This is a genomic window from Bradyrhizobium erythrophlei (genome assembly GCF_900142985.1).
Taxonomy (GTDB): Bacteria; Pseudomonadota; Alphaproteobacteria; order Rhizobiales; family Xanthobacteraceae; genus Bradyrhizobium; species Bradyrhizobium erythrophlei_B.
This window is the reverse complement of sequence record NZ_LT670849.1, coordinates 7,061,133-7,086,815: the sequence shown is the minus strand read 5'-3', so window position 1 is coordinate 7,086,815 and position 25,683 is coordinate 7,061,133. Positions and strand designations below refer to the sequence as shown.

Genomic DNA, 25,683 nt, shown 5'->3' with positions numbered 1-25,683 from the left:
CCGGTGATAGCGAGGCCGCAAGTCCGCTGAAGAATGCCGACTGCTTGTGTCTACCAGTGACCGGTATTGGGCATCGACGACCACGGCTCTGCCGCTGGCTTTGCATCGCCCTTTTGCAGAAGCTCGATCGAATGCAAATCCGGCGAGCGCACGAACGCCATCTGGCCGTCGCGCGGCGGGCGGTTGATGGTGATGCCGAGCTTCATCAGCCGATCACACGTCGCGTAGATGTCGTCGACCTCATAGGCAAGGTGGCCGAAGTAGCGGTCCTCGCCGTATTTTTCTTCGTCCCAGTTATAGGTGAGTTCAACGAGCGGCGCCCCGCGCCCCTTCGACGCCGCCAGGATTCCTTCATCCTCGGGCGCGCAGAGGAATACCAGGGTGAATTTGGCTTTGTCGTTGTCGACGCGGCGAACTTCCTTCAATCCGAGCGCGTCGCGATAGAATTTCAGCGCGGTATCGAGATTGCGGACGCGCAGCATGGTGTGAAGGTAACGCATGTTCTGTTCTCCCAGGATGGACCGTTACTTCGGTTCTCGGGAACTTCAATAGCAGGCAGCCGCGCCTTTCGGAACCAATGCGGCGTTCAAATCTTGACTCCCGAAGGAGCCGCAGGATGGATCAAAAGCCATATCCGGCTGAAAAGGCCCGCGGCGGTGAGATCATTCTCAACACGCCGTTTCGTCGCGCCGTTTTTCTGAGCGGCCTGATCGGAGCCATCGTTCTCGCCAGCATCTGATGCTGGTCCGATAAGTGCGGCATTTTGCGATGCACCGGAACGATCACCCCGCCACGCTGTTTCCTTCTCTTCACAGTCCAGGAGAGACGGTATGACCAGGTTAGGTGTTTTGGGAGCTTCGGCTCTTTCGCTTTCACTCGCGATCGCAACCCCGGTATTGGCGCAAGAAGCCCATGGCGGCCGGCCGGGCGGTGGTGCGCACGCGGCAGGTGGAAACGTGGGTGGCGCACGGATGGGTGGCCCGCGCATGCAGCCCAACATGGGCGCTCAGGCCAATGTTGGCCGCGCAAATGTTGCTGCCAGCGGTAATGCGAACTTTGCTGCTCGCGGTAACGCGGCGCAGTTCAATCGCGGCAATCCGCAGTTCGCGCAGCGCGGTGAATTCCGCGGTGATCGCGACCGTGGCTTCCGGCGCGATGCCGGCTTTGCCGTCGGCGCGGCGGCCGTAGGTGTAGCTACCGGCGCTGCGATCGCGGCGGGCGGCTATGACCCATACTATGGCGACAACTACGCTTATGACTCCGGCTATTACGGCGACAGCTACGCCTATGATACCGGCGCGACGTACGACGCCGGCATTCCGCTCGTCACCTTCGATCAGGCGGTGCCGGTCGAGGGCCCCGTGGCCGTTGGCGGCGACGCGTCATATTGCGCGCAGCGTTACCGTTCCTGGGATCCGGCGAGCGGGACGTATCTTGGCTTCGATGGCTTGCGGCACCCCTGCCCGTAAGGCGTTTGCTGTGCTGAACCAGAGAAGAGCGGCCTGACCGGGCCGCTCTTTTCTTTTGGTTCCCGCAAGGCTCAAATTTGATCAGCGGTTCCAAAGCAACCATCACAACCGACCTGCGTTGATACATGAGTGCGAATGGAGGAACGCGCATGAAAAAAACACTCGTGGTATTGGCGACGGTCGCAGCAATTGGCGCGACCACCGTCACGGCGACAGCGCCGGCTGAGGCGCGTGGTTTCCGCGGTATTGGACCTGGCCTCGCCTTTGGTCTGGCGGCCGGTGCGATCGCGGCCGGCGCCTACGGTGCCTACGGCTATTACGGTCCAGGCTACGGCTACTATGGATACGATCCGTATTACGGACCCGCTTACGGACCAGGTTACGCTTATTACGGCGGGCCTTACGGTGGACCATACTGGCGCCACCGGTATTACCACCGTTACGATTGGTAACCTGACCTGATAAATAAAGGAAAAGCCCGGAGCGATCTCCGGGCTTTTTCTGTCCACGTTTTTGTTCGCGGTTTCGGTCGACAACCGACGATCCTGCGCGCGTCACGGCCAGGCGTGGGCGAATTCAAGGGCGCGTTTTGACGGCTCTCCATGGCGCGCGTTGTCCAGCGTGGTCGTAAAATATTCCTCGCGCTCGCGTTTGAATTTCTCCTGAGTGGCTTTGAAATTCGCCACGCGTGCTGCGATTTCTTCACGCTCGCGCGCGAGCCGATCGTATCGTTCGCTCATGCCCATCCCTTGAACTTGATTCGCGTCCCGTCATCATTGGCGTCCGCAATTGAGGCGCGAATGGGATAAAGCCGCTGCAAGATTGTGATTGTGGATAAGGGGTGCGGCTTCTTGTGACGCGCGATCGTTGCCGGTAGCGAGAGCGCGCACATGACAAGACGACGGCAGCAATGATGCGGACTTCTGAACCGCCACACTAGTTCGAAATAGCCAGAGCTGCCTCCGTATTGTATTCGATACGGACAAACCCTTGGGCTGCTGGCAGTGATTGCTTCGGATATCAGTAACGGTGTGGAGCAACTCGGCGAGATGATCGCTAGAGCCTCCGTCATCGTGCCGTTTACCGGCGCCGGGATCTCGACGGAGTGCGGGATTCCGGATTTCCGGTCGCCGGGCGGACTATGGAGCCGTAATCGGCCGATCCCCTTCGATGAATTCATCGCAAGCCGCGAGGCGCGCGATGAGTCGTGGCGGCGGCGCTTTGCCATAGACGCGACGTTCAAGGCTGCGGCTCCCGGCCGCGGTCATCGCGCGCTGGCGGCGCTCTATCGTGCGGGCAAAATACCGGCGATCGTCACTCAGAATATTGACAATTTACATCAAGCGTCAGGCTTCGCAGATGATCACGTGGTCGAGCTGCACGGCAATACGACCTATGCGCGCTGCATCGGATGCGGCCTGACCTACGATCTTGGCTGGGTAAGGCAGCGTTTTGAGGCATCGGGTCATGCGCCGGACTGTGCGACGTGCCACGAGCCGGTAAAGACGGCCACGATATCCTTCGGTCAGGCGATGCCCGAAGAGGCCATGCGCCGTGCGACGGAACTCGCGGCGCAGTGTGATCTGTTCATTGCCATCGGTTCCTCGCTGGTCGTCTGGCCGGCCGCAGGTTTTCCGTTGATGGCGAAACGCTCGGGCGCGCAACTCGTTATTATCAATAACGAACCGACCGAGCAGGACGATATCGCCGATCTCGTCATTCGGCATGATATCGGCGACACGCTCGGTCCGTTTGTGGGCAACTGATGCCCAATTGATTCGCCGCCACGCAAGCCTGTTCATAGGTTCCGGAAGAATCGTTTTTTATCTATGCGCCGCGACCGGGAGTGTTATCTTTGATTCGAGAGATTCGCGGTCGTCTTCCTGAACATTGCAGAGACAGACGCGAGAGGATCGCCGCTGCAATAGTCGGCGGGACGTTGATCAGTGTGGGGTCCGGGGTCATGGGGTCGGACGGATTTGAGTCCAAGAAGCTCGGTGGGCAATCGCCAGGGGCGGCGACTACACCGGGAAGGCTCGGTTCTGGATTTTCGGCCGCCGGTCCGAGAGATCCAGCGCTTGATGCGATGCAGGGGCTGGGCGATGCCGCGGCCAATCTCGTCGAAATCACCGGCGTCATCAAATGGTTCGACGCATCAAAGGGCTACGGCTTCATTGTTCCTGACAATGGCTGGCCGGATGTGCTGCTGCACGTCACGGTCCTCCGCCGCGACGGCTACCAGACCGCCTATGAGGGCGCGCGCGTGGTTTGCGAATGCGTGCAGCGCGCCAAAGGTTATCAGGCGTTCCGCATCGTCTCGATGGATGAATCGACCGCGATCCACCCCGCCCAGATGTTGCCGCCCCGGACTCACGTCAGCGTCACGCCGACCAGCGGTCTGGAGCGAGCGCAGGTGAAGTGGTTCAACCGGCTTCGCGGCTTCGGATTCCTGACTTGCGGGGAGGGTACGCCGGATATCTTCGTCCACATGGAAACGCTTCGGCGTTATGGCATGACCGAGCTTCGGCCAGGCCAGTATGTGCTGGTCCGTTTCGGGCCTGGTTCCAAGGGGATGATGGCGGCCGAGATCCAGCCCGAAACCGGCTCGCCCGGACTTTCCTCGCACTAAGCCTGCCATCTTGCAGCAATCTGCCGCGGCTTGTGGCGATTCCGTGTGCTCTCGCGGCTGACCTGGCATCCCAGGAGCAGCGGCAAGGTCTGGTAAAATCGTAAATGTGACTGCCGCGGGACACCGCGAATGCTAAAACCGCGCCGTTTCGGTCCCGGATGGCGGGCGATCAACGAGGCGTGGTGAGGCGGATGGTGTCGACGAAGTCTGGTCAGGCGGTCTGGGGCTGCGGGCCGCAATTCCGGTTCTGGGTGGCGTTTGCCTTTATATCCGCGCTCTGGACGTTCGCAGGCGAAGCCGCACATGCAGCCTCGATCCAGCCGCTCGAGATCGTGACCAAGACCGGCGTGCACGTGTTTTCGGTCGAGATGGCGACGACCGAAGAAGAGAAGACCACGGGGCTGATGTACCGGAAGGAACTCCCCGAGGGCAAAGGCATGCTGTTCGACTTCACGCCCGAACAGGAAGTGTCGATGTGGATGAAGAATACCTACATCTCGCTCGACATGATTTTCATCCGGGCCGACGGCCGGATTCTTCGTATCGCGGAAAATACCGAACCCATGTCGACCAAGATCATCCCGTCGCGGGGGCTGGCGAAAGGGGTGCTCGAAGTGATCGCCGGCACGGCGCAGAAATACGGAATTGCCCCGGGCGATCGGGTGGGCCATCCGCTATTCAATGGCAAGTAGATCGCGCAACCGCACAGCTTCGTTCAGCCTTTGATCAAGGCTTTAGGGCGTTGTTCTGATTGCCATTTCCTGGAGAAGGCCAATGGCTATTTCCACCGCCCTTCCGCCTTGCTGGCGGGTCCTTAAGCGTGTATCGACGAGGTCTTCCCTAGTGGAGTGGATTTGACATTCGGAGCCAGTTGCCCGGAATGCGCAATGCGAATGTCAAATCCAAAACTCCACTAGAAACCTATATTTGCTAGTGGTCCTTTGATTCTAACATTTGCAAAAGTGCCAGCCAGACCGGGATGCAAATGTTAGAATCGGACCACTAGGATCGGGGTATAGCGCAGCCTGGTAGCGCGGCAGTTTTGGGTACTGCAGGTCGTTGGTTCGAATCCAGCTGCCCCGACCAATCATTTCGATCGGCGCCCGGTGTTCTTCCCTACAGCTTTAGCCTTCCGGGCTCTGCGCGGGGGTCCAGACTTGCGCGGGCGCTGCGGTCAGCGGAGCGCCTCCAACCGAAATTGGTCCAGCCGGCTTTAGTGGCTTGGCGACCCTCTTGCGTGCCAGGCCCGATAGACGGTTGCGAGCGCGTCCTTTCGGAATGGAAGAGGTGAACTCCGGTGCAATTGCGTTTTGCAGAGAGTCGACTTTCGCTATCAGCGTCGAAAGTTGACCCGATATCTTCTTCACATCCGACTGCTCTTCCGACAGGCTCTGTCTCAGAGACACGAGCAGGGTGGAGTCCTGCTCAAGCAGGGCCGCGTTTTGTTGCGATAGCGCGTTGCTCTCTTGCAGCGAGGCAGCGTGTTGCTGCTGAACTGACTGAACGTCCTTCAACGCGGCCACAACCGGCTCCGGAACTGGAGTGACAGCCTTCTCTTGCGGCAACGGAATCAGTGCAGCTAACCTGCTGACATCAGGCAGGGCAAAGTCGGCGGGCGACTTCGTATAGACGGCCGCCGCGGCATTCAGGCCTACAGCGAACACCGACAGTGCCAGGATCGACTTTCGGGCGGATGACGTGCTGCGGGTTGCGGACTTGAGCTGCTGGGTTTGGCTCTGGGATTCCGATGTACTGGTCACTGCAACCTCTTAAAAAAATGAAGCCGCCGCGGGATCGTCCACACGACGGCTCCTTACGCGTTACACACTGAACTCTTCTGGATTATGGGCTTATGAGATTAATTCCCGGTTAGCGCGGGTTCCGTCGCCAGTTATTTGCCGCTAGGGCTTTTCGTTTTGAGCGCCGGCGTGGCTTCCTTGGTTTTCACTTGAGAGTTTTGGCGATCGCGTGCTTTGGTCAGATCGTCCTTGAGCTTCGATTGTTCGTCCTTTGTCAGCGCGGGCTCCTCGTTGACGGGAGGTCGGTCGAATGCCCCGGGATACGCATTCTTCGACGGTTCAGCCGCAAACGCCCCGCTGTGCGTAAGCGCTAGGCCAAGCGCCAGTGCAGCCAATCGAATGACTCTTTCATTTCTCGACATCTGGCCGCTCCATCGTCTCGGACGGGCGCGGAACCGTGGCGTCGCGCGCTGCTCATCAACGCTTCAACCGCCCGGTAGGTGCCGTCTCGCGGCCTTATCACGCACGCCTGGCGATTTGATCCGGGGCGTTACCGGCCCGCCGCTGATTGTTCCGCCGGGCGCCGGACGAAACAATCCCGAAACCATTTTCCCTGAGGCGCGAAAACCGCCGGAAATACCGCCCTGCGACACTGCAACCTGCCTCAGCCGAGGCGGATTTTGGAGGTCGTCATGACTGCACTGGTTCAGGCTTTTTACCGCGCTTCGCATACCGAAACCGAGACCAGTGTGCTGAAGCTGGTCGCGATGTTTTGTGGCGCCTGCCTGTTCGTTTCTCTGCTGTTTGCGACCTATGGCCTTGATCTCAGTCCCGGCTTCTTCTGATTGCTTCGGTTTGGCCGTGGCCGTTTTATCACGGCGCCAGCAAAGCTGGACCCTTGGCCAGAACGTATTTTCAACGGGTGACGCTTCAAAATCGCCACCGCTTGAAACGGACCGGGGTAGCGGTCGGCCAACACGTATCCGCATGCCGTGAGCTTGCGCCAGATCGGCTGGTGCTTCCCGTCGGATAGGCCCGATCTACTCCAAAGATCGCAACAGCGATCCGGTTCTCGCTCTCGTTGTTGCTTTGCCGAAGAACGGCGCAGTCCAGCGCTGTGGCCTGATCATGCCCGAGAGTATCAGTTTACTGTCGCGCAGCTTGCCTGCCTGCGGGCCGTGACGTACTGCTTGATCAACAAGAAATCGAGCGCCTCGGCAGTAGGCGCGAAAAATTGGGGGGAGAATATGGGGCATCGTCGCTACTGGATCTTCGTTTTCATGTTCCTGCTGGCGACGATCAACTACGTCGACCGCATCGTGCTGTCGGTCTCCAGTACGCCCATCGCGCAAGAGTTCGGTATCGACAAGGTCCAGCTCGGCTATCTCTTTTCTTCCTTCCTTTGGCTTTACGTCGTCTGCCTGGTTCCGATGGGCATGATTGTCGACAAACTCGGGACCCGCACGGTCAACGCTGCGGGGATCGGTCTTTGGTCGATCGCGACCGCCTTGACGGGATTGGCAACCGGCTTCGGCATGCTGATCGGGACGCGCGTGCTGATGGGCGTCGGTGAGTCCACGACCTATCCGGCCTCAGGCCGCGTCATCCGTGAATGGATTCCGCTGAAGGAGCGCGCGCTGTTCGCGGCCATCTTCAACGGTGGCGCCTATTTCGGGCCGGCGATCGGCGGGCTCGTCCTGGCCTGGCTCGTCAGCGCGGTCGGCTGGCGCACCACGTTTCTGATCTGCGCCGCCATCGGCTTCGTCTGGCTGCTCGCCTGGATGATCTGGTTCCGCAAGCCGGAAGAGGTGAGCTGGCTTACCGATGAAGAGCGAGCTTTTATCCTGCGCGAGCGTAACGGCAGTGCGAAGAATACAGCACCCGACGGGCATTCGATCGGCCTGCGCGGGCTGTTGAGTTCGTCGTCGATGCTGGGCCTGATGGTGACCCAGGGCTGCGCCGTCTATACGCAGTATTTCTTCCTGACCTGGCTGCCGAACTATCTTCAGACCGAGCGCGGCATGTCGCTGCTCAAGAGCGGTGCGCTGATGTCGCTGCCGTTCCTCGGGGCGGTGGTCCTTACGGTGCTGCTCGGCAAGCTGAGCGACAGCCTCTTGACCGAGGAAAGCGCCCGCGCCGGCGGCCGCAGGCGATTGGGCGCGCTGTTGCTGCTGATGGGCTCGGTGATCCTGCTGACGCCGCTGGTCGAGAATGTCTATCTGATCCTGGTGCTGATCACGCTGGCGCTTGGCGGCGTGGCGTCGGCGGTTGCGCTCAACATCGCGATGATCGGGGACCTGCTGCGGACGCCAGCGGATTCCGGCCGGGCCACCGGTCTGCTCATTCTCGGCGGCAACATCTTCGGCATTCTGGCGCCAATCGTCACGGGCTATGTCGTGCAATCGACCGGCAGCTTCAATATGGCGTTCGTCGTTGCCGGCGCGCTACTCGCGTTTGGTGCGCTCACGGTTTTCCTGGTGGTGCGGACACCGATCGGCCCCAGCGAGAGCGACGCTACCCTGTCGGTCCGTACCGCGTAAGGGGGATACGATCTTGTTTTTCCATCCTCCCAAGGACCTCGCCACCAGCGTGTTCGCGCGCCTGCCCGACGAATTTCGCAAAGCCGACCCGAACAACGAATGGGCACGCTACCAGCCGAAGGGCAGCCCCGCGCGCTCGCTGCTCGAAGGACCATCCTTCGACCGCGATGGCAATCTGTGGTGCGTCGATCTTCCGAACGGCCGAATTTACAAGATTGCATCGGATGGTCAGTTTCATGTCGCCGCCGAGTATGACGGTTGGCCGAACGGACTGAAATTCCACCGCGACGGCCGTATCTTCATTGCCGACTACAAAAACGGGATCATGGAAATGGATCCCGTCAACGGCAAGGTGAAGCCGCATCTGCTGCGCGCCAACCTTGCGCCCTTCAAGGGCTGCAACGACCTGTTCTTCGCCGCCAATGGCGATCTCTATTTCACCGACCAAGGCCTCACCGGTCTGCACGATCCAACCGGCCGGCTGTTTCGTCTGACCGCAAGCGGCAAGCTCGAATGTCTGCTCGACAACGTGCCAAGCCCGAACGGCCTGGTCATGAACCTTGCCGAGAACATGATCTATCTGGCGGTGACACGCGGCAATTGCGTCTGGCGCGTGCCGCTCAATCCCGACGGCGGCGTCGCCAAGGTCGGAGTCTACATCCAGCTTTCAGGCGGTTGGGGCGGGCCGGACGGTCTGGCGCTCGACGCCGAGGGACGGTTGTTCATAGCGCATGTCGGCATGGCCGCGGTGTGGGCAGTCGATGCGCTCGGCGAGCCGGTCTATCGCATCCGGAGCTGCGCCGAACCTCATACGACGAACATGGCGTTCGGCGGCGCAGACAACAAAACATTGTTCATCACGGAATCCGGCAGCGGTTCGATCCTGAAGGCGCAACTGGATGTACCGGGCAAGCCGATGTTCTCGCACCTCTGACCGCGGCCGTCAGACTTCCTGCCAGACGCCTTTGGCAATCAACTTGCGGCTGAACTCGCAAAGAATGTCGTGAAAGCGTTCGGCCGCCACGCCGAGCGGTCGCGATTTGGGTCGCGCCACCAGCCAGGTGACGAACAGGTCCGAGACCGGACTTGCGGATACGCGTCCCTGCTTCAACAAATCGCCCACGCCGCACATCGGCAGTACGGTGTAGCCGAGGCCGGCGATCACGAGGTCGGTCGTCAGGGGAAGCGTGTTGGCTTCGACGCGCACATTGGCGGTCAGCCCGTGCACCCCGAGCCGGTCTTCCACCATCAGGCGCAAGCTGTTCGGACGCATGGTCAGGATCAGCGGCAGGTCGCCGAGCTTCCCGATATGCGTGTCCTTGCGCATCGAGAGTTTTGCGTCGGTCGGACCCACCAGCACCAGGCGCTCGCGGCCGAGAATCTGTGAGACCGTCCCGTGCGACGGCTCGGTCGTATTGGTGATCGCAAGGTCGAGGACACCGTTCGCGACGAGATCGCGCAACTGGCCGCTGGTCTCTTCGACGAGGCGGATGGCGATGCGTGCATAGGAGCGGTGATACTGCTTGACCAACGGCACCGCGATCAATCCACGCGGGGAGGGCGGAATGCCGAAAGCAACTTCGCCTGAAGGTTCGACTGACACGGCGGCAACGTCGGTCTTGAGTAGGCGCAACTGGCGCTCGATGCTCTGCAAGCCTTCATGAAGTTGCCGGCCGGCTTCGGTGAGGAGCATGCCGCGGCCGCCGCGCACGAACAGCGGCGTCTGGAATTCGTGCTCGATGGCCTGGATTTGCCGGCTCAAGGTCGGCTGCGACACACGCAACGATTGCGCGGCGCTCGAAAGATTGCCGTGTTCGATCACCGAGAAGAAATATCTGATTTTCCGCTGGTCCATGACGCGCGCCTAACTGCGACAACGTATACGATCTTTGAATAGATCATATCGCAAAAATTCGATTGCTGCATGCAAGTCGCGTTGTTAGGCTTTTGTATTCGCAATGGCGCGAAGCGGAGCTGATCATGAGGGGCATCGAGCGTATCGGCATTATCCTGGCGTCTCTGCTGCTGGCGGCGTCGCCATTGCCTGTGAAGGCGCAAGAGAACATCCGGATCGGTGTTCTGCTGCCGTTGACGGGCCCGCTCGCCAAAAACGGCCTTGAGAACTGGGAGGCCATGCAGATCGCCCGCGACATGATCAACGAGCGCGGCGGCGTCCAGGGCCGCAAGATCGAATACCTCCAGGGCGACGCCAACACGCCGAACGCGGCGATCAGCGAAACCGAGCGGCTGATTACCAAGGACGGCATCAAGATCACGACCGGCTCGTTCGCATCGCCGATCGCGATCGCCGTGAGCCAGGCCGCCGAGCGTCACGGCGTTTTCCACTGGGAAACCACTGGCGCTGCCGAAGTCATTACCCGCCGCGGCTTCAAACACACGTTCCAGGTCGGCGCGCCCGCACGCAAATACGGCCAGGCGGCTGTCGACTTCATCCTCAACGACCTCGCCAAGCGGCTGAACAAGCCGGTTGATGCGCTGAAGATCGCGCTGCTGTGGGAAAATCGCGCGTTTGGAAAATCGGTCGGCGACGGCATCCGCGCCTATACGCAGAGCAAGGGTGTCAAGCTTGCCTACGACGAAGGTTACGACCAGACCGCGACTGACATGACGCCGATCGTGCAGAAGCTGAAGGACGTCGCGCCCGATATCGTGATTGCGATCTCGTTCCCTAACGATGCGATCCTGTTCCAGCGCAAGGCCAAGGAGCTCGATTTCAACGTCGCAGCCTTCATCGGCGTCAGCGCCGGGTACTCGTCGCCCGACTTGCGGGATTCGATTGGTGATGCCGTCGTCGGCATTTGCGTCGCCGATTTTCCGCCGAAGGTGAATGCCGCGGTGCTGACCCCGGAGACAAAGAAGGTCGCGGAAGAATTCTACAAGCGCTATGAGGCCAAGCTGAAGCGACCGCCGGCCGGGCACGCGGCGGCCGGGTTCTCTGCAGTCTGGGCCCTGTTCACCGAGGTGTTGCCGAAGGCCAAGACCTTCGAGCCGGACGAGTTACGCGAGGTCGCGCTGAAGCTCGATCTGCCCGAGGGATCGCTTGTCAACGGCAGCGGCGTCAAGTTCACCAATTTCGACTGGGCGGACGATCCCAAGGACGCCGGCCAGAATCTGCGCGCCTCGATCGGCGTCTGGCAGTGGACCAAAGCCGGCAACGAAGAAGTCTATCCGCCGGAACTGGCAACCCAACCGCCGGCGATGGTGCCGTTGCCGGACTGGAGCAAGCGTTGATTTCGTATCCCGCCGCTGAGGTAGCTCACCCGCTCGGCGAAAGACGCGCGTGAACACGATCGGCCAGCTTGTGATCTCCGGCCTTTTGATCGGCAGTGTCTATGCGTTGATGAGCATCGGGCTGACGCTGATCTTTGGTGTCCTGCGGGTGGTCAACTTCGCGCATGGCGAATTCCTGATGATCGCCATGTACGGCGCCTGGGCGTTCAGCCGGCTTTTGGGCCTCAATCCCTATTTCGCGGCGATTGCGGTCGTGCCCGCGATGTTTCTGTTCGGCGCGCTGGTCTATCGGCTTGTCATCGGTTCGGCGCTGGCGAAGCCGCATCTGGTGGTGGTGTTCGCCACCATGGGGCTGTCGATCTTTCTTCAGAACATTGCCTTGATGGCCATGACCGCGGACCTTCGCGATGTGCCACCGATCTTCGCGCGCTCGATCTCGATCGGCGGCATCTACATCAAGGGCGAGCTTCTGCTCGGCTTTATCGTTACACTTCTGTGCACCGTCATCCTGCAATGGGTGATCAAGCGCACCTTCCTCGGCAAGGCGATCCGCGCCACGGTGCAGGATGGCGAAGCCGCCAAGCTAATGGGGATCGCGGTTCCCAAAATCTTTCTGATTACTTTTGCCGCCGGTTCCGCGCTGGTCGGGCTAGCTGCTTGCGTGATGCTGCCGCTGTTCTCGGTGTTCCCGACGGTTGGGCTCAACTTCGTTCTGATCGCTTTCGTGATCGTGGTGCTCGGCGGTATGGGCAGCATCGAGGGCGCGTTGCTTGGTGGTTTTTGCGTCGGCGTGGTGCAATCCGTCAGTTCCTATTATGTCGCGCCAGCCTTCGGGCAGCTGTTCTTCTTTCTGCTGTTCCTGCTGGTCATGATCTTCCGGCCTAACGGACTGTTCGGCCAGAAGGGCGCGGCGACACTTGGAATGAACGAGTAGCGCCGGATGACGGTAGCGACAGCAAGGCGAGGCGTCCTAAAGCAGATTTCTGCACTGCCGCAGCGCGGGCGCATCTCCTGGTCTGAAATCATCCTGCTTGTCAGCTGCATCGCCTGGGTAGCCCTGGGTATCGCGCCGACGTTACAGGACGTCGTCGTGCTCTCGTTTCTCTTTGCGGGCCTGGCGCTCGCCTGGAACATTGCGGGCGGTTGCGCCGGATTGATCTCGTTTGGACACGCCGCGTTTTTCGGCATCGGCGCATACACCTCGACGTTTTTGTTCCTGAACTACAACGTCACGCCGTGGCTTGGTATTTTCGCCGGCGCGATTGCCGCAGCTGTCGCCGGCGCGGTTCTGTCCTTGATCTGCGCGCGGCTCAAGGGGCCGTTTTTCATCCTGTCCTCGCTCGCCTTCGCCGAAGTGGTGCGGATCATCGCCCTGAACTGGTCGTCGGTCACCGGCGGTGCCGAAGGCCTGTCGATCCCGCCGGTGCCCGATCTGGCCAATATGGTGCTGGGCTCCAAGGCAGCCTACGAGGCCCTGATGCTGGTTTATCTGTTGGCAGCTTACGTGATCACGCGCTGGCTGGAGGCGTCACGCTTCGGATTCTATCTGTTTGCGGTCCGTGACAATGACGAGGCTGCCGCGGCGGCTGGCATCAATCCGTTGATGGTCCGATCTGCGGCGATGGCGCTGAGCGCGGCGTTGACGGGAGCAGGGGGCACGCTGTTCGCGCAGTATTTTCTCTACCTCGATCCGACTTACGTGATCTCCCCCGAACTGTCGTTCCAGTTTGCGTTGTTGCCTGCGGTCGGTGGCCTCGGGACCGCCATCGGTCCGATCTTCGGCTCGTTTCTGATCACGCCCCTGTCGGAACTTCTGCGCGCCAATCTCGGCAACGCCGCGGCCGGTTTGCATCTTGTGATCTACAGCGTCGGCCTGATCGTCGTGATGCTGTATTTTCCGTCGGGCATTGCAGGCGCACTCGATAAGCTCAAGTCGCGAGGGCCGCAGCCATGAGCACGCTCCTCGAGGTGCAAGACGTCAGCCGGACGTTCGGGGCCACCCGCGCCGTCGATAACGTCTCATTCAAAGTGCAGCCGGGCGAGTTGCTCGGGCTGATCGGGCCGAATGGTGCTGGCAAGAGCACGCTGTTCAATCTGGTCGCGGGGGTGATGCGGCCGTCGGGGGGACAGATCAGGCTTGATGGAGCGGACGTGACGGGGTGGAAATCCCATGAGATGGCTCGCGCCGGCGTCGCCCGCACCTTTCAGATCCCAAAACCCTATCGGCAATTGTCCGTCATCGAAAACGTGATGATCAGCGCGTTCCTGCGCGAGCGGTCGGTGACGGCGGCGCGGGACCTCGCCGACGCCACGCTGACCGATCTTGGGCTTGCGCCGTATCGCGATCGGCCCGCCAGCGAGCTGACGGTTGGCTTGCTGAAGCGGCTGGAGGTTGCCCGTGCGCTGGCGATGCGGCCGAAGCTCGTGTTGTTTGACGAAATCATGGCGGGACTGACGCCGACGGAGGTCGGCGCGATGACGGAGATCGTTGCTGGGCTGCCGGCACGCGGCGTCACGGTGATCTGGGTCGAGCACGTGCTCTACGCGATCATGAAAACAGCGACGCGGATGGTCGTGATCAATCGCGGTCACGTGATCGCAGAAGGCGCTCCGGCCGTCGTCGCCCGCGATCCTCTGGTGGTCAAGGCCTATCTCGGCGAGGAGATGCAGCTTGCTTGAGGTCAAAAACCTCGACGCATTCTATGGGGCCATGCAGGTGTTGCACGGCGTCAACATCGCCGTGGGCGCCGGCGAGATTGTCGGCCTTGTCGGGGCTAACGCCGCCGGCAAGAGCTCGCTGATGTTCTCGCTGGCAGGCCTGCGGGCCGAATGCCGCGGCGAGGTGCTGCTGGATGGCGCGCCCATCCAGGACCTGGCCCCTTGGGAGCGTCCATCCAGGGGTCTGGTGCTGGTACCGGAACGGCGGCGGCTGTTTCCATTCATGACGGTGCTCGAAAATCTCGAAGTCGGGGCCTATGCGCCGGCGGCGCGCGCGGTGATTTCGCAATCGCTCGACGAGGTCTTCGCTTTGCTGCCGACGTTGTCGGAGCGGCGCAGCCAGGTCGCGGGCTCGATGAGCGGCGGCGAACAACAGATGCTCGCGATCGGCCGGGCGCTGATGGCGCGGCCGCAGGTGCTGTTACTGGATGAGCCGACCGAAGGGCTTGCGCCGATCTACGTCAAGCTTCTGTTCGACCTGATCGCCGACCTGCGCCGGAAGGGTCTCACCATTCTGATCGTCGAGCAAAATGTCCACCACGTGCTGCGGACGGCGGACCGCGCCTACGTGCTCGAAAACGGGCGGATCGTCATGGAAGGCGAAGGCCCCGCACTGCTCAACGACGAGCGGCTGAAAACGGCCTATTTGGGACTCTAGTGGAGTGGATTTGACATTCGCTGCCCCCCAAGCCGCGAACTCCGAAAGCGAATGTCAAATCCCAAACTCCACTAGAAACATATATTTCGCTAGTGGTCCTTTTTGATTCTAACATTCGCAAAAGGGACCGCTGAGAAGGGATGCGAATGTTAGAATCGGACCACTAGTCATGATCACCGATATTCACTGCCATTACGTTCCGGAGCAGTTCTTCAAGTTCGCGCGCTCGCGTCCGGAATTTGCGATTGTCACGAAGCGGCAGCAAGGCGACGCGGTCGACCTCGATATTCGCGGCATGCATTTCGGCCTGAACACAACCTTCTTCCAGATGGAAAAGCAGCTCGAGCGGATGCATCGTGACGGCGTCGAGCGCGCCATGCTGTCGCAGGCGACGCCCTTTATCGACTATCATCTCGAAGCCTCGCTCGCCGTGGAAGCCGCCACCGTCTTCAACGACGGATTGGCGGCGGCGATTGCGCCGGATCGGAAGCGATTTGGCGGCTGGGCGTTGTTGCCGATGCAGGATCCCGAAGCGGCGGCGAAAGAATTGCGCCGCTGTGTCCGCGATCATCGCTTTATCGGGGGACATATCGCCTCCAACGTCCGCGGCCTCTATCTGAACGATGCCAGCTTCGAGCCAATCGTTCAGGCCGCCATCGATCTCGATGTTCCCCTGTTCGTGCATCCGGCTGATCCGTTAGGGAAAGACAGGACCAGCGACTATGAGCTCACGATCGTCGCGGGTTATCTGTTTGACAGCACCATCAACATCCTGAAGATGATCTGTTCGGGCTTTCTCGACCGTTGGCCCACGCTTAAGCTGGTTTGCGCCCATGGCGGTGCGTTCAGCCCGGCGCTGCGCGCCCGCATGCAGCGCGAAGTCGATACCAATCCGCAGCTCAAGCGCACGCTGACCAAACCGGTCGGCGATTATCTGCGCCAGCTCTATGTCGATTCCATCTGCTTCGAACCCGCGATGTTGCGATACGTCGCCGACGTGATACCGGTTGAACAGATCCTGCTCGGAAGTGACGCGCCGTTCCCGCTCGGCGAGCCGCACCCGGTGACGTTTGTGCAAAGCGCGCTGCCGGCGATGCAGGCAAAACTTGTGCTCGAAAGCAATTTCGAGCGGTTGTTCGGAGGGTGAGATGGAAATCAAGCGCGTTTGGACTTGCAAGGACGTTGTGTTCGCCGAAGGCGGCCTGCCAGCTCTGAAGCCGGTGACGCGGGTTGCGGCCTGCGCGGTCATCGCGAATCCGTTTGCTGGCGAGGCGCAGGACGATCTTTCCGAGCTCATCGGCTTTGGCGCCGAACTCGGCGAGCTCCTGGTCAAGGAAGCCAAGGCGCTGCTGCCGGGGCCGGCCATCTCCTACGGCAAAGCGGCCATCGTGGGCACGTCTGGCGATATCGAGCATGCGGCTGCGATCCTGCATCCCCGCATGGGCAAGCCGATGCGGGACGCGATCGGCGGCGGACAAGCGATTATCCCGTCGAACGTGAAGATCGGCGCCGTCGGCTCGGCGATCGATGTGCCTCTCGGCCATAAGGACGATGTCTGGTCGTTCGATCAAATTGACACGCTCGGCGTGATGGTTCCCAATGCGCCGCGGCCCGACGAGATCGTGGTGATCGTGGCGCTTGCGGATGGCGGCCGGCCGCGTCCGCGCGTTGCGAAATCGGGCGCCGTGCCGCCGGCGACGGCCGTTTGATGTGATGGAGCTCTCATGAACAAAAAACCCGCCTATCAGGCGTCGCCCAGCAATCCCAACATCCAGGAAATCCAGACCGAGCCGGAACGGCGGGTCGATATGCCCTATGCGCCGGCGATGCGGGTCGAAAGCCCCTGCGGACTGTTGTTTATCTCCGGCGCGACACCGTCGCCGCTCTATCACAAGCATCCGCATGTGATTGCCGAGCATGATCATCCGAACCGGATCGAGGATCAGACCCGGCGAGCCATGGAGACCATCAAGACGATTCTGGAGCACGAGGGCCTGACCTGGACCGACGTGGTCAAAGTGACAAAATACCTGACGGATATTCGCGACCAGGACGGCATGGTGGCCGTGATGAAGGAATATTTCGGATCATGGACGCCGGCGAGCACGACGATCTGCATCAATCAGCTCTCGACACCCGGCGCCCGCATCGAACTCGACATGATCGCCGCCTATCCGCCTGGGAAATGAGCATTTGATGCCGGCCCCACCGCGCTGTTCGGCACTCATCACCGGGTCTAGCGGCGGCCTCGGCTATGCCATCGCCGAGAGTCTTGCGGCGGCTGGCCACGATATCGTGCTGCACGGCATTGACGAGCCGGAACAGGTCGAGCCAGCGCGAGCTGCGCTGCAAGGCCGCCACGGCGGCAAGGTGGCGTATTGCCAGGCGGACTTGTCCGAACTCGCGGGCGTCGAGCGGTTGACGACGTTTGCGCGTGAGGCGGCCGGCGATCCGGACGTTGTCGTCAATAACGCTGTGGTCAGGCATTTTGCGCCGGTCGAGCAATTTTCGGACGCCGACTGGCAGCGGTCGCTGGCCGTCAACCTGACGGCGCCGTTTCGTATCATTCGAACGGTGTTGCCAGCGATGCGGGCGAAAGACTTCGGCCGCATCATCAACCTGACCTCGCACTACGGCCAGCGCGGCGCGCTTAATCGGGTCGACTACGTAACGACCAAAACCGGCATTATCGGCCTGACCCGTGCGGTGGCGATGGAGACCGTCGGCACCGGCATTACCTGCAATGCGGTTGGCCCCGGCACGCTGCCGACGCCCGCAATCATGGGCCGGATCGATGCGATGGCATCCTCGCACGGCATCTCGCGGGAGGAGGCGACCCGGCAATATATGAAAGAGCGCCAGCCGAGCGGCCGTTTTGTTCGCCCCGAGGACGTCGGCGCGATGGTCGCCTTTCTGTGCAGCCCGGCTGGCCGCGACATCACCGGCACGGTGGTCCCGATTGACGGCGGATGGTCGGCAGTCTGAAGGCTCTACCAGAGGTAGATAAGTTGCCCTCTGTAGTGTAATGGAAAGTAACCCTGCCTGACCCTTCGCTTTCGATCGCCCGCGATCTCTCCCGATACGCTCTGCGGAATGAGACCCCGATGAACAGCTCGCCTCGGCAAATTCCTGCTCAGCCGGCCGCACTCCAATACGGCCTGCCTAACTTCGCAAGACGCCTTGCCGGCACCGCCGCGGTCAAGATCGTCGCGCTGGGGTCGTCGACCATGGAAGGCGAGGGCGGCATCGTCGCCTTCCCCTATCGGCTGGAAGCAGCGCTACGGCAGGAATATTTCGAGCGGCACAAGGATCTGAAGGATCCGAAAGACCAAAAGCGCATGATCGATGTCATCAATCGCGGCCTCGGAGGCCAGGAGGCTCCGAAGGAACGCGACCGGATGCAGGACGACGTGATCGCGGAAAACCCTCAACTCGTGGTCTGGCAGATCGGCACCAATTCCGTCTGGCAGGAGCCCAAGGACAATCCGCCCACGCTTGAACAGACGATCAATGCGCTCCGCGACGGCATCGAACAGGTTCGCAACGCGGGCAGTATCGACATTATTCTGATGGATCTGCAGTACGTTCCGGCAGTGTTGACGCCGGCGACCCTCAAGCAGACGGAAGCGATGGTGTCGGCTATCGCTGACGTCGCGTCGGGAATGAAGGTTGACCTGTTTAGGCGCTTTGAGTTCATGAAGGCATGGCATGAACTCGAGGACGTTTCCTTCGACACAATGGTTGATCCAACCGACACCGACCGTCTTCACGACAGCGATTGGTCGACGCAAAGACTGGCGTGGAACCTGAGCCAGCTCATTTTCAAGGCCGTTGACAAAACCGTCATGTAGCGAACGGGACGACCTTTATGCCTGACGTCGCCATTGCGCGGCTTCGGGAAAGGAGGCGTTGCATGCGGCTGCCAGAAGGCCTGCCGTGAGCTGTGCGGCGGCGACAAGTTCAGTCAACGCGACCTTGTCCCTGCGGTCGCCGGGCGTCAGAACGAACCGGACATTCGCATCGGGATCGTCATAGCCCGCCACCAGCCGAAAGGCGGGGATGCCGGCCAGCGCAAAGTTCGCATGGTCGGAATTGGTTTGCAGCGGACGCACGCAACGCAGTTTCTGTCCGTTGGCTTCGGTGGCATGCAGCAGGAAAGATTCGACGCCGGCAAAACCGCTGGTCAGCGCGGTCAGGCGCTTGCCGCCCGCTACCGTATCGAGATTGATGTTGAGCGCGATACGCTTTCGCTCGTCGTCGGACAGACCGGCGACATACCGCGCTGAACCTGTGAGCGCCCATTCCTCGGCGCTGAAGAACGCCAATCGCACGCCGCGCCGCCAGCTGTGTACATGCGGTGCGACGGCGCGGATCACCGCAAGCGCGGTTGCAACGCCCGAGGCATTGTCCATGGCGCTTTCGTTGACGTCGTGGCCGTCGACATGGGCGCTGAGGACGACCACCTCGCCGGTTTGGCCGGGTAAGTCGAACAGCAGCGTCGAGGTTTGCGCCGGATATTCTTCTGCAGCGACGACGAGTTTCACGCGCGGCCATCCCGCGGCCGTTCGAGCCAGTAGCGAGACGGTTTCAGGCGTGATACCGGCGGCAGGAATGCCGGCATCGCCTTCGTTGCGGCCGGAAGAGCCCGCGACTAACTCGCCCGCCATGGGGCCTGCGATCAAAAAGCCAAGAGCGCCTGCCTCAAGCGCCATGTTGTATTTGCGGCGGCGGTGGATGGTGCCGGCAACGAACATCAGCTCATGACGCACCAGCACGATGCGGCCGGCGATCTCCAGACGATGGGCTTCGAACTCCTCCGGCGTGCCTCGGCCAAGATCGATCACCTCGGCCGTGAGACCATCCGCCGGCGTCGGCATCGAGCGGACCAGCGGGTGACAGGGAACGGATGTTCCGTCCGACAGGCGTAACTCGGCCTTCCGTGCCCGCCAGCCGCCATAGCTGACCGGGACTTTTACGCAAGGCGCGCTGCTTGCGAGGCTGCCACGATCAGCGACATAGGCCATCGCTCGACGTTCGCTTTCGGTCCCGGCGAGGCGTCCACCGAAATCACAAATCGCGGCGAACTCTTCCGGGAGTAGAGGGTCGGTGGCTATTGTTCCGGGTAGGTCCGGTGGCAGGCGCATCAGCTTTCTCCTGATGGTGCGAGGAAGGTGCGCATGTGGGCGTCGAACGCATCCAGGAAGCCGCGCGCGATCGTCGAGAGGTTCGGATCGGCGCTATGGAACACCGCGATGTCATAGAGAACCGCCGGCTGGAACGGGCGGATCTCGAGTCCCGCGGCGCCGAACTGAAGTGCGGAGGCGCGATCGACGATGGAAACGCCGAGCCCGCTTGCGACCATCGCGCAGATGGCAGCAAAGAGTTCGGAACTCGCAACGACGTTCAGATGGGCGTGCGCGTCCGAAAATACCTTTTCGACCAGATGATAGGCCGTCCATAGCCGCGACATGCTGACAAATGGCCGACCTGACATCAGTTCTGGCGTGATGATGTCGTAAGCAGCGAGCGGGTCATTTTTGGGCATGATCGCTACGCAGCCGATCCGGTATCGCGTGATCGTCAGCCCGGAGGGGTCGACGGGTAACTCCGCGATTCCGATGTCGTAGCTGCGTGACGGAAACATCCCGCGCACCATGTCGGAATTGCGAACGAACAGCTCGACCTTGATGTTCGGTCGCTCTCTCGCGAACGCCGACACGACGGGAGGCAACAACGTTACCCCGGCCATTGGGTGGCTCGCGATGGTCAAAGAACCGACTTCGCCAGCGCGGATTTGCTCGGCTACGCGGCTGAGATCGCTGATTTTCGTCAGCGTCTGCTCGACCTCTTCGCGGAACGCCATCGCTTCCGCCGTAGGCCGCACGCGGTTGCCCGAACGCACAAAGAGCGCGAAGCCGACATCCGACTCCAGGCGTGCGATCTGCGCGCTTACGGCCGGCTGGGTCAGGCCAAGCGATGCCGCAGCCTGCGTGATGGAGCCGCTATCCAGAACGCTGCGGAACGCTTCGAGGAGACGAGGGTCAATCTGCATAAAATTTGGTTATTGCTATTTCGGCTGTAGTTGCTTTAGCTTAAGTGACATTATGGGGTTTGGCAAAAAGTAGCATCAGTATTTTTTGTAGTGGTGCCGCAATGGAGGGTGCTTGGCTGTGCCGTTGATTGCCGCGGACGGGGTGTCCAAGAGCTTCGGCCTGACCGAAGTGCTCCGGCATGTCAGCCTGGCTGTTGCGGCCAAGGATGTGGTTTGCGTCATCGGCCCGTCCGGTTCGGGCAAGACTACCTTGCTGCGCTGTCTCGCGCTTCTCGAGCAGCCTTCGGCTGGGGCGGTGACAATGAACGGCGTCACCATCGCTTCCGCGCGCGATAGTTCGGAACAGCGCCGCGCCGCGCGCGAGGTGCGGCCGGACATCGGCATGGTGTTCCAGCATTTCAATCTGTGGCCGCACATGACGGTGCTCGGCAACGTGATCGAGGCGCCATTACGGGTGAAAGGCACGGCGCGCTCTGAAGCCATCCAGAAGGCTGAGGCGTTGCTTGCCAAGGTGGGGCTTTCCGACAAGCGCGACGTCTACCCGAACCGGTTGTCCGGCGGACAGCAGCAGCGCGTTGCGATCGCGCGGGCGCTCGCGATGTCGCCCAAGGTGTTGTTGTTCGACGAGCCGACCTCCGCGCTCGATCCGGAGTTGCGTCAGGAAGTCCTGATGGTGATGCGCCAACTGGCGGGCGAGGGCATGACCATGCTCGTCGTCACCCACGAAATGGGTTTCGCGCGCCAGGTCGGCACGCGTGTCGTGTTTATGGATGCGGGCGAAATCGTCGAGGAAGCGGCACCTAAGACGTTTTTTACCGCGCCGTCGAGTGAGCGCGCGAAGCGATTTATCTCCCAGCTCCAGAATTAGTTCAGCGATCAGGACCAACGCCAGCGAGAGGACATCAGGATGAAACTCAATCTGCGCCCATTCTTGCTTCACGCGGCCGTCTTTGGCTTCGCCGCCATCCTATTTGCATCCGCGCCAGCGGGCGCCGCTGAAGTGAATTCCCGGCTGAACGAGATTACTAGATCCAAGAAGCTCCGCGTCTGCCAGTTCCCGTTGTACTACTCGATCTCCTTCCGCAATCCGAAGACCGGCGTGATCGAAGGCATCGATGCTGATCTCGCCAAGGAACTCGCCAAGGATCTGGGTGCGCAGCTCGAGATCGTCGAAAGCAGTTTTGGTACCTTCATCGCCGATCTTCAGGCCAACAAGTGCGATATCGGGATGTTTGCGCTTGGTGCCTCGCTCCAGCGTGCGCAGGCGGTGGAGTTCTCAAAACCGTATCTCATCACCAATGTCTACGCCGTGACCCGCAAGGATGGGCCGATCAAGAGCTGGGAGGACGTCGACAAGCCCGGCATCAAGGCAGCCGTGACGCTTGGCAGCTACATCGAGCCTTTCATGAAGGGCTACCTGAAGAAAGCCGAATTGATATCGGTCGCACCGCCGAATACGCGCGAAGGCGAACTGGTGGCCGGCCGCGTCGATGTCATCATGACGGACTTCCCGACTGCGGTGAAAGTGACGGACGAGTTCGATTGGGCCAAGAGCATCGAGCCGCCGGAGAAGCTTGCCGTGACCCCTTACGCCTATGCCGTGCCGCAGGGCGATCAGGTCTGGCTCAACTTCATCAACCTGTTCATCGACACCATCAAGCTCGACGGCCGCCTGAAGAAATATGCCGAGAAGAACAAGCTCGGGCCGATTGTCGCGCCCTAACGGCTGGTGAGGCGCTGTGGTCACCTATTCATTCCGATGGGACGTCATTTGGAACAATCTCGACTTCCTGATGTCGGGGTTCCAGATGACGTTGTTCATCTCGGCAATATCGCTGGTGTTTGCGCTCGTCGGCGGCCTGATCCTGGCGCTGTTCGATCTCTCGAAGTTCGCCGTGCTGCGTGGTTTCAGCCTTGCGCTCGGCGAAATCATCCGCAATACGCCGATCCTGGTGCAGCTGTTGTGGGTGTACTACGTGCTGCCCATCGTCTTCAGCATCCGCGTCTCCGCACTGGCCGGCATCGTGATCGGGCTTTCGCTCTATATGGCGGCCTTCATCTCCGAGGTATATCGGGCCGGCATCCAGGCTGTCCCCAAGGGCCATCGAGAGGCGGCGCAGGTACTCGGCCTGACGCCGGCGCAGAGCTTCATGCGGATCGTACTGCCGCAGGCCATCCGCATGACGTTGCCGCCGCTGGCTTCGAATTTCGTCCAGCTCATCAAGTTTTCCTCGCTTGGTGCAGTGATCTCGGTCAGCGAGATCACCCGGCGAGGTATGGAATTATCCTCGTCCACGTTCAGGCCGCTGGAAATCTTCACCTTCATCGCGGTGGTCTATTTCTTCATCTGTTGGCCGCTCGCGATGGCGATCCGTATCTGGGAATCCCGCCTTGCCCGTCGCTGATGACACCATGCCCTTGTCCGCTGCGCTTGAAGCCGAAGTCGAGGCGCAACGCGCGTTTCTGATCGAGACCACGCAAAAGCTGGTCGCAGTCGCATCGCCCAACCCGCCCGGCGACGTGACGGCGGTTGCGGAAATGGCGGCGGGCCTTTTGCAAACGATCGAGGGCATTCGCATCGCGCGCTACGAGACCGCGCCTGGCATCGTCAATCTGGTGGCGGTCATTCCGGGTGCGGGGCCCGGACGCAGGCTCGTCTTCAACGGCCATCTCGATACGTTTCCGGTCGGCGAGGGGCAATGGACGGTGCCGCCGTTGGGCGGGACGTTAAAGGACGGGCGGATTTATGGCCGCGGCGTTTCCGACATGAAGGCAGGCATTGCGGCGACGCTCACGGCTGTGCGAATTTTGGCTCGGTTGCGTGATCGCTGGCGTGGCGAACTGGTGGTGACGCTGGCCGGCGACGAGGAGAACATGGGTTCACTGGGTTCGCGCTGGCTTCTTGAGAATGTTCCTGAAGCCAAGGGCGATGCCATGCTTTGCGGCGACGTCGGTTCGCCCATGGTTGTGCGCTTCGGTGAGAAAGGGCTGTGCTGGGTCGAACTCGAAGCCGTAGGGCAGCCGGCCCATGGCGCGCATGTCCACAAGGGGCACAACGCCATCGACCGCCTCCGCCGTGCCCTGGACGGCCTGAAACGGCTGGAGGACCTTCCGGTCGAGGCACCAGCGTCGGTTTCGTCCGCCGTCGCCGCGGCGAAGACGGTCTCGGAACCCCTGTCAGGCGAGGGCGAGGCCGAGACGCTTCAGCGGGTGACGGTCAATATCGGCACGATCGAAGGCGGAATATCGCCCAATCTTGTGCCGGCTCAGGCGCGCGCCGCTGCCGACATCCGGCTTCCGGTCGGGGTGAACTTGGAAACAATAGAGGCGGCCCTGCATCGCGAGCTCGATGTTTGCGAGGGCGTAACCTGGCGCATCATCCGTGCCTATCCGCCGACCTTCACGCCACCGGACCATGAAATTGTCCAGCGCACGGTTGCGGCGGCCACAAAGGTGTTCGGCAAGGCGCCGGTTTCCAATATGCGCGTTGGCGCCTCCGATGCGCGGCTCTATCGGATGTTCGGCGTGCCGAGCGTCGTGTTCGGCTGCACGCCCTTCAACATGGGCGCGCCGGACGAATACATCCTCGTCGAGGAGTTGATCGCGGTTGCGAAAGTCCACACGCTCGCGGCTTTCGGATTTTTGAGCGAAGCGTGAATTCGGAAAGACGAACAATGAAAGCTTCGGAACTCTCAACAGTGGATCTTTATCGCACCGGTGTGGGCTTCATGGGCGTGCCCTGGGCTTCCTCCGCCAAGGGTTCGAAAGCCGCGATCCTTGGCGTGCCCTTTGATTGCGGGACACATGCGTTCCGCATCGGCTCGCGTGACGGGCCGCGCTCGATCCGCGAACAGTCGCGTCTGGTGCGCGCTTTTGAGTCTGAACGTGCCGACTACGACATTCGTGCTGCGCTGAAGCTCGTCGATTGTGGTGATGTCGAGGTTACGCCGAGTCGTATCGAGGTGGCGTTCGATCGGATAGAAGAGGCCGCCTGGCGCATTGCGTCTGACGGCGCGACGGTGGTGGGGTTCGGCGGCGACGGATCGATCTCCGTGCCGCTGGTCCGCGCCGCCTCGCGCAAATGGCCGAACCTTTGTGTGCTTCACGTCGACAGCCATACCGATTGTCATCCGGTCAATCCCGACCACCCCTACGACGCCGCCAGTCAGTTCAGTCATGTGGCGCTGGAGCAGCGGGTGTCGGCGGGCGCATCGTACCATGTGGGAATCCGTGGCCCGACCTATCGTGAGGGCGTTGCGGCCCACACCAAGAGCCTCGGCTATAATGTCATCACCATGCGCGACTACATGCGCCGGGGGGAGGCGGATGTGCTGGCCGAGCTACACGCCGCCATGAAGGGGCGTCCGGTCTATCTGTCGTGGGACATGGATTCTTTCGACCCGTCCGTGGCGCCGGGCGTCTGCACGCCGACCTGGGGTGGCTTTACCGCCCGCGAGGGTCTGCAACTGCTGCGCGGGCTGGAAGGGCTCGACATTGTCGCGGTCGATATCAATACGGTGAGCCCGCCACACGATGTTCAAGGCATGTCGGCGCATCTCGCCGCTTACATGGCCTATGAATCGCTGCTGTTGATCAACGAAAAAGGTGGCACGCGGCCGTCTTGAG

31 protein-coding genes and 1 tRNA gene are annotated in these 25,683 nt (G+C 61.2%); 25 read left to right on the top strand and 7 right to left on the bottom strand.

Annotation, left to right across the window (positions count from 1 at the left end; genetic code table 11):
• Positions 1–50 precede the first annotated feature (50 nt).
• A complete protein-coding gene (locus BUA38_RS34135) occupies positions 51–500 on the bottom strand; it encodes a VOC family protein (RefSeq protein WP_072825064.1) in 450 nt (149 codons plus the stop codon).
• 116 nt (positions 501–616) lie between these two features.
• Here BUA38_RS34135 and BUA38_RS37350 point away from each other — a divergent pair, with 116 nt between their 5' ends.
• The 3 genes from BUA38_RS37350 (at position 617) to BUA38_RS34125 (ending at position 1,921) form a co-directional block, all read left to right on the top strand.
• Positions 617–739, top strand: a complete 123-nt coding sequence (locus BUA38_RS37350; RefSeq protein WP_156898862.1) for a peptide ABC transporter permease — start codon at positions 617–619, stop codon at positions 737–739.
• Positions 740–830: 91 nt separating this feature from the next.
• Positions 831–1,469: a BA14K family protein gene (locus tag BUA38_RS34130; RefSeq protein ID WP_072825062.1), complete on the top strand. Its 639-nt coding sequence runs from the start codon at positions 831–833 to the stop codon at positions 1,467–1,469.
• A gap of 149 nt (positions 1,470–1,618) precedes the next feature.
• Positions 1,619–1,921 carry a hypothetical protein gene (locus tag BUA38_RS34125; RefSeq protein ID WP_072826651.1) on the top strand — a complete coding sequence of 101 codons (303 nt, stop codon included), beginning with the start codon at positions 1,619–1,621 and terminating at the stop codon, positions 1,919–1,921.
• Between the two features lie 102 nt (positions 1,922–2,023).
• Here the strand turns inward: BUA38_RS34125 and BUA38_RS34120 are convergent, their stop codons facing one another.
• On the bottom strand, positions 2,024–2,209 hold the full coding sequence (locus BUA38_RS34120) for a hypothetical protein (RefSeq protein ID WP_072826650.1): 186 nt from the start codon (positions 2,207–2,209) through the stop codon (positions 2,024–2,026).
• Between the two features lie 264 nt (positions 2,210–2,473).
• Here BUA38_RS34120 and BUA38_RS34115 point away from each other — a divergent pair, with 264 nt between their 5' ends.
• The 4 genes from BUA38_RS34115 (at position 2,474) to BUA38_RS34100 (ending at position 5,184) form a co-directional block, all read left to right on the top strand.
• Entirely contained in the window at positions 2,474–3,235 is a 762-nt protein-coding gene (locus tag BUA38_RS34115; protein WP_072825060.1) for an SIR2 family NAD-dependent protein deacylase, read from the top strand.
• Between the two features lie 197 nt (positions 3,236–3,432).
• Positions 3,433–4,098 carry a cold-shock protein gene (locus tag BUA38_RS34110; protein ID WP_072825058.1) on the top strand — a complete coding sequence of 222 codons (666 nt, stop codon included), beginning with the start codon at positions 3,433–3,435 and terminating at the stop codon, positions 4,096–4,098.
• A 191-nt stretch (positions 4,099–4,289) separates the two neighbouring features.
• Positions 4,290–4,790, top strand: coding sequence for a DUF192 domain-containing protein (locus BUA38_RS34105; RefSeq protein WP_083587879.1), 501 nt, complete (start codon positions 4,290–4,292; stop codon positions 4,788–4,790).
• A gap of 317 nt (positions 4,791–5,107) precedes the next feature.
• Positions 5,108–5,184, top strand: a tRNA-Pro gene (locus tag BUA38_RS34100).
• Positions 5,185–5,222: 38 nt separating this feature from the next.
• Here BUA38_RS34100 and BUA38_RS34095 read toward each other — a convergent pair.
• Together BUA38_RS34095 and BUA38_RS34090 are read right to left on the bottom strand one after the other, a co-directional pair.
• Positions 5,223–5,858: a hypothetical protein gene (locus BUA38_RS34095; RefSeq protein WP_072825056.1), complete on the bottom strand. Its 636-nt coding sequence runs from the start codon at positions 5,856–5,858 to the stop codon at positions 5,223–5,225.
• Positions 5,859–5,989: 131 nt separating this feature from the next.
• Positions 5,990–6,232, bottom strand: coding sequence for a hypothetical protein (locus BUA38_RS34090; protein WP_072825054.1), 243 nt, complete (start codon positions 6,230–6,232; stop codon positions 5,990–5,992).
• A 297-nt stretch (positions 6,233–6,529) separates the two neighbouring features.
• Here BUA38_RS34090 and BUA38_RS37345 point away from each other — a divergent pair, with 297 nt between their 5' ends.
• The 3 genes from BUA38_RS37345 (at position 6,530) to BUA38_RS34080 (ending at position 9,311) form a co-directional block, all read left to right on the top strand.
• Positions 6,530–6,682 (top strand): hypothetical protein, encoded by a 153-nt coding sequence (locus tag BUA38_RS37345; protein ID WP_156898860.1) that lies wholly within the window; start codon positions 6,530–6,532, stop codon positions 6,680–6,682.
• A 402-nt stretch (positions 6,683–7,084) separates the two neighbouring features.
• Positions 7,085–8,377 (top strand): MFS transporter, encoded by a 1,293-nt coding sequence (locus BUA38_RS34085; RefSeq protein ID WP_072825052.1) that lies wholly within the window; start codon positions 7,085–7,087, stop codon positions 8,375–8,377.
• 10 nt (positions 8,378–8,387) lie between these two features.
• Positions 8,388–9,311, top strand: coding sequence for an SMP-30/gluconolactonase/LRE family protein (locus tag BUA38_RS34080; protein WP_072826648.1), 924 nt, complete (start codon positions 8,388–8,390; stop codon positions 9,309–9,311).
• 9 nt (positions 9,312–9,320) lie between these two features.
• Here the strand turns inward: BUA38_RS34080 and BUA38_RS34075 are convergent, their stop codons facing one another.
• The gene (locus BUA38_RS34075; protein ID WP_072825050.1) at positions 9,321–10,232 is read right to left on the bottom strand and encodes a LysR family transcriptional regulator; all 912 of its coding nucleotides are present in this window, start codon (positions 10,230–10,232) and stop codon (positions 9,321–9,323) included.
• 125 nt (positions 10,233–10,357) lie between these two features.
• Here BUA38_RS34075 and BUA38_RS34070 point away from each other — a divergent pair, with 125 nt between their 5' ends.
• The 10 genes from BUA38_RS34070 to BUA38_RS34025 all read left to right on the top strand — a co-directional run bounded on the left by BUA38_RS34070 (position 10,358) and on the right by BUA38_RS34025 (position 18,856).
• Complete coding sequence (locus BUA38_RS34070) at positions 10,358–11,629, top strand: ABC transporter substrate-binding protein (protein ID WP_072826647.1); 1,272 nt, start codon at positions 10,358–10,360, stop codon at positions 11,627–11,629.
• A 49-nt stretch (positions 11,630–11,678) separates the two neighbouring features.
• Positions 11,679–12,563: a branched-chain amino acid ABC transporter permease gene (locus BUA38_RS34065; RefSeq protein WP_072825048.1), complete on the top strand. Its 885-nt coding sequence runs from the start codon at positions 11,679–11,681 to the stop codon at positions 12,561–12,563.
• Positions 12,564–12,569: 6 nt separating this feature from the next.
• Entirely contained in the window at positions 12,570–13,583 is a 1,014-nt protein-coding gene (locus tag BUA38_RS34060) for a branched-chain amino acid ABC transporter permease (protein ID WP_072825046.1), read from the top strand.
• A complete protein-coding gene (locus BUA38_RS34055) occupies positions 13,580–14,308 on the top strand; it encodes an ABC transporter ATP-binding protein (protein ID WP_072825044.1) in 729 nt (242 codons plus the stop codon). Before BUA38_RS34060 ends, BUA38_RS34055 begins: the two co-directional genes overlap by 4 nt.
• Positions 14,301–15,005 carry an ABC transporter ATP-binding protein gene (locus BUA38_RS34050; RefSeq protein ID WP_197685894.1) on the top strand — a complete coding sequence of 235 codons (705 nt, stop codon included), beginning with the start codon at positions 14,301–14,303 and terminating at the stop codon, positions 15,003–15,005. The genes BUA38_RS34055 and BUA38_RS34050 overlap by 8 nt, the downstream gene beginning before the upstream one ends.
• A gap of 169 nt (positions 15,006–15,174) precedes the next feature.
• Entirely contained in the window at positions 15,175–16,152 is a 978-nt protein-coding gene (locus tag BUA38_RS34045; protein ID WP_072825042.1) for an amidohydrolase family protein, read from the top strand.
• Between the two features lies 1 nt (position 16,153).
• A complete protein-coding gene (locus tag BUA38_RS34040) occupies positions 16,154–16,714 on the top strand; it encodes an amino acid synthesis family protein (RefSeq protein ID WP_072825040.1) in 561 nt (186 codons plus the stop codon).
• A 15-nt stretch (positions 16,715–16,729) separates the two neighbouring features.
• The gene (locus BUA38_RS34035) at positions 16,730–17,194 is read left to right on the top strand and encodes a RidA family protein (protein ID WP_072825038.1); all 465 of its coding nucleotides are present in this window, start codon (positions 16,730–16,732) and stop codon (positions 17,192–17,194) included.
• Between the two features lie 7 nt (positions 17,195–17,201).
• Positions 17,202–17,990, top strand: a complete 789-nt coding sequence (locus tag BUA38_RS34030) for an SDR family oxidoreductase (RefSeq protein ID WP_072825036.1) — start codon at positions 17,202–17,204, stop codon at positions 17,988–17,990.
• 119 nt (positions 17,991–18,109) lie between these two features.
• Positions 18,110–18,856: an SGNH/GDSL hydrolase family protein gene (locus BUA38_RS34025; RefSeq protein WP_072825034.1), complete on the top strand. Its 747-nt coding sequence runs from the start codon at positions 18,110–18,112 to the stop codon at positions 18,854–18,856.
• Between the two features lie 15 nt (positions 18,857–18,871).
• Here BUA38_RS34025 and BUA38_RS34020 read toward each other — a convergent pair whose 3' ends face one another.
• Both BUA38_RS34020 and BUA38_RS34015 read right to left on the bottom strand, forming a co-directional pair.
• Positions 18,872–20,149: a M28 family metallopeptidase gene (locus BUA38_RS34020; RefSeq protein WP_083587877.1), complete on the bottom strand. Its 1,278-nt coding sequence runs from the start codon at positions 20,147–20,149 to the stop codon at positions 18,872–18,874.
• Positions 20,149–21,057, bottom strand: coding sequence for a LysR family transcriptional regulator (locus BUA38_RS34015; protein WP_072825031.1), 909 nt, complete (start codon positions 21,055–21,057; stop codon positions 20,149–20,151). The genes BUA38_RS34020 and BUA38_RS34015 overlap by 1 nt, the downstream gene beginning before the upstream one ends.
• A 112-nt stretch (positions 21,058–21,169) precedes the next feature.
• On the opposite strand from BUA38_RS34015, the gene BUA38_RS34010 reads away from it, so the two are divergent.
• Genes BUA38_RS34010 through BUA38_RS33990 form a run of 5 tightly spaced genes read left to right on the top strand, consistent with a single transcriptional unit; the run spans position 21,170 to position 25,682 of the window.
• Entirely contained in the window at positions 21,170–21,925 is a 756-nt protein-coding gene (locus BUA38_RS34010; protein WP_276328151.1) for an amino acid ABC transporter ATP-binding protein, read from the top strand.
• Between the two features lie 39 nt (positions 21,926–21,964).
• Entirely contained in the window at positions 21,965–22,780 is an 816-nt protein-coding gene (locus BUA38_RS34005) for an ABC transporter substrate-binding protein (protein ID WP_072825029.1), read from the top strand.
• 16 nt (positions 22,781–22,796) lie between these two features.
• The gene (locus BUA38_RS34000; RefSeq protein WP_083587876.1) at positions 22,797–23,462 is read left to right on the top strand and encodes an amino acid ABC transporter permease; all 666 of its coding nucleotides are present in this window, start codon (positions 22,797–22,799) and stop codon (positions 23,460–23,462) included.
• The gene (locus tag BUA38_RS33995) at positions 23,449–24,714 is read left to right on the top strand and encodes a M20/M25/M40 family metallo-hydrolase (RefSeq protein ID WP_244553132.1); all 1,266 of its coding nucleotides are present in this window, start codon (positions 23,449–23,451) and stop codon (positions 24,712–24,714) included. The genes BUA38_RS34000 and BUA38_RS33995 overlap by 14 nt, the downstream gene beginning before the upstream one ends.
• 17 nt (positions 24,715–24,731) lie before the next feature.
• Positions 24,732–25,682 (top strand): arginase family protein, encoded by a 951-nt coding sequence (locus tag BUA38_RS33990; protein ID WP_072825027.1) that lies wholly within the window; start codon positions 24,732–24,734, stop codon positions 25,680–25,682.
• Position 25,683: the final 1 nt, after the last annotated feature.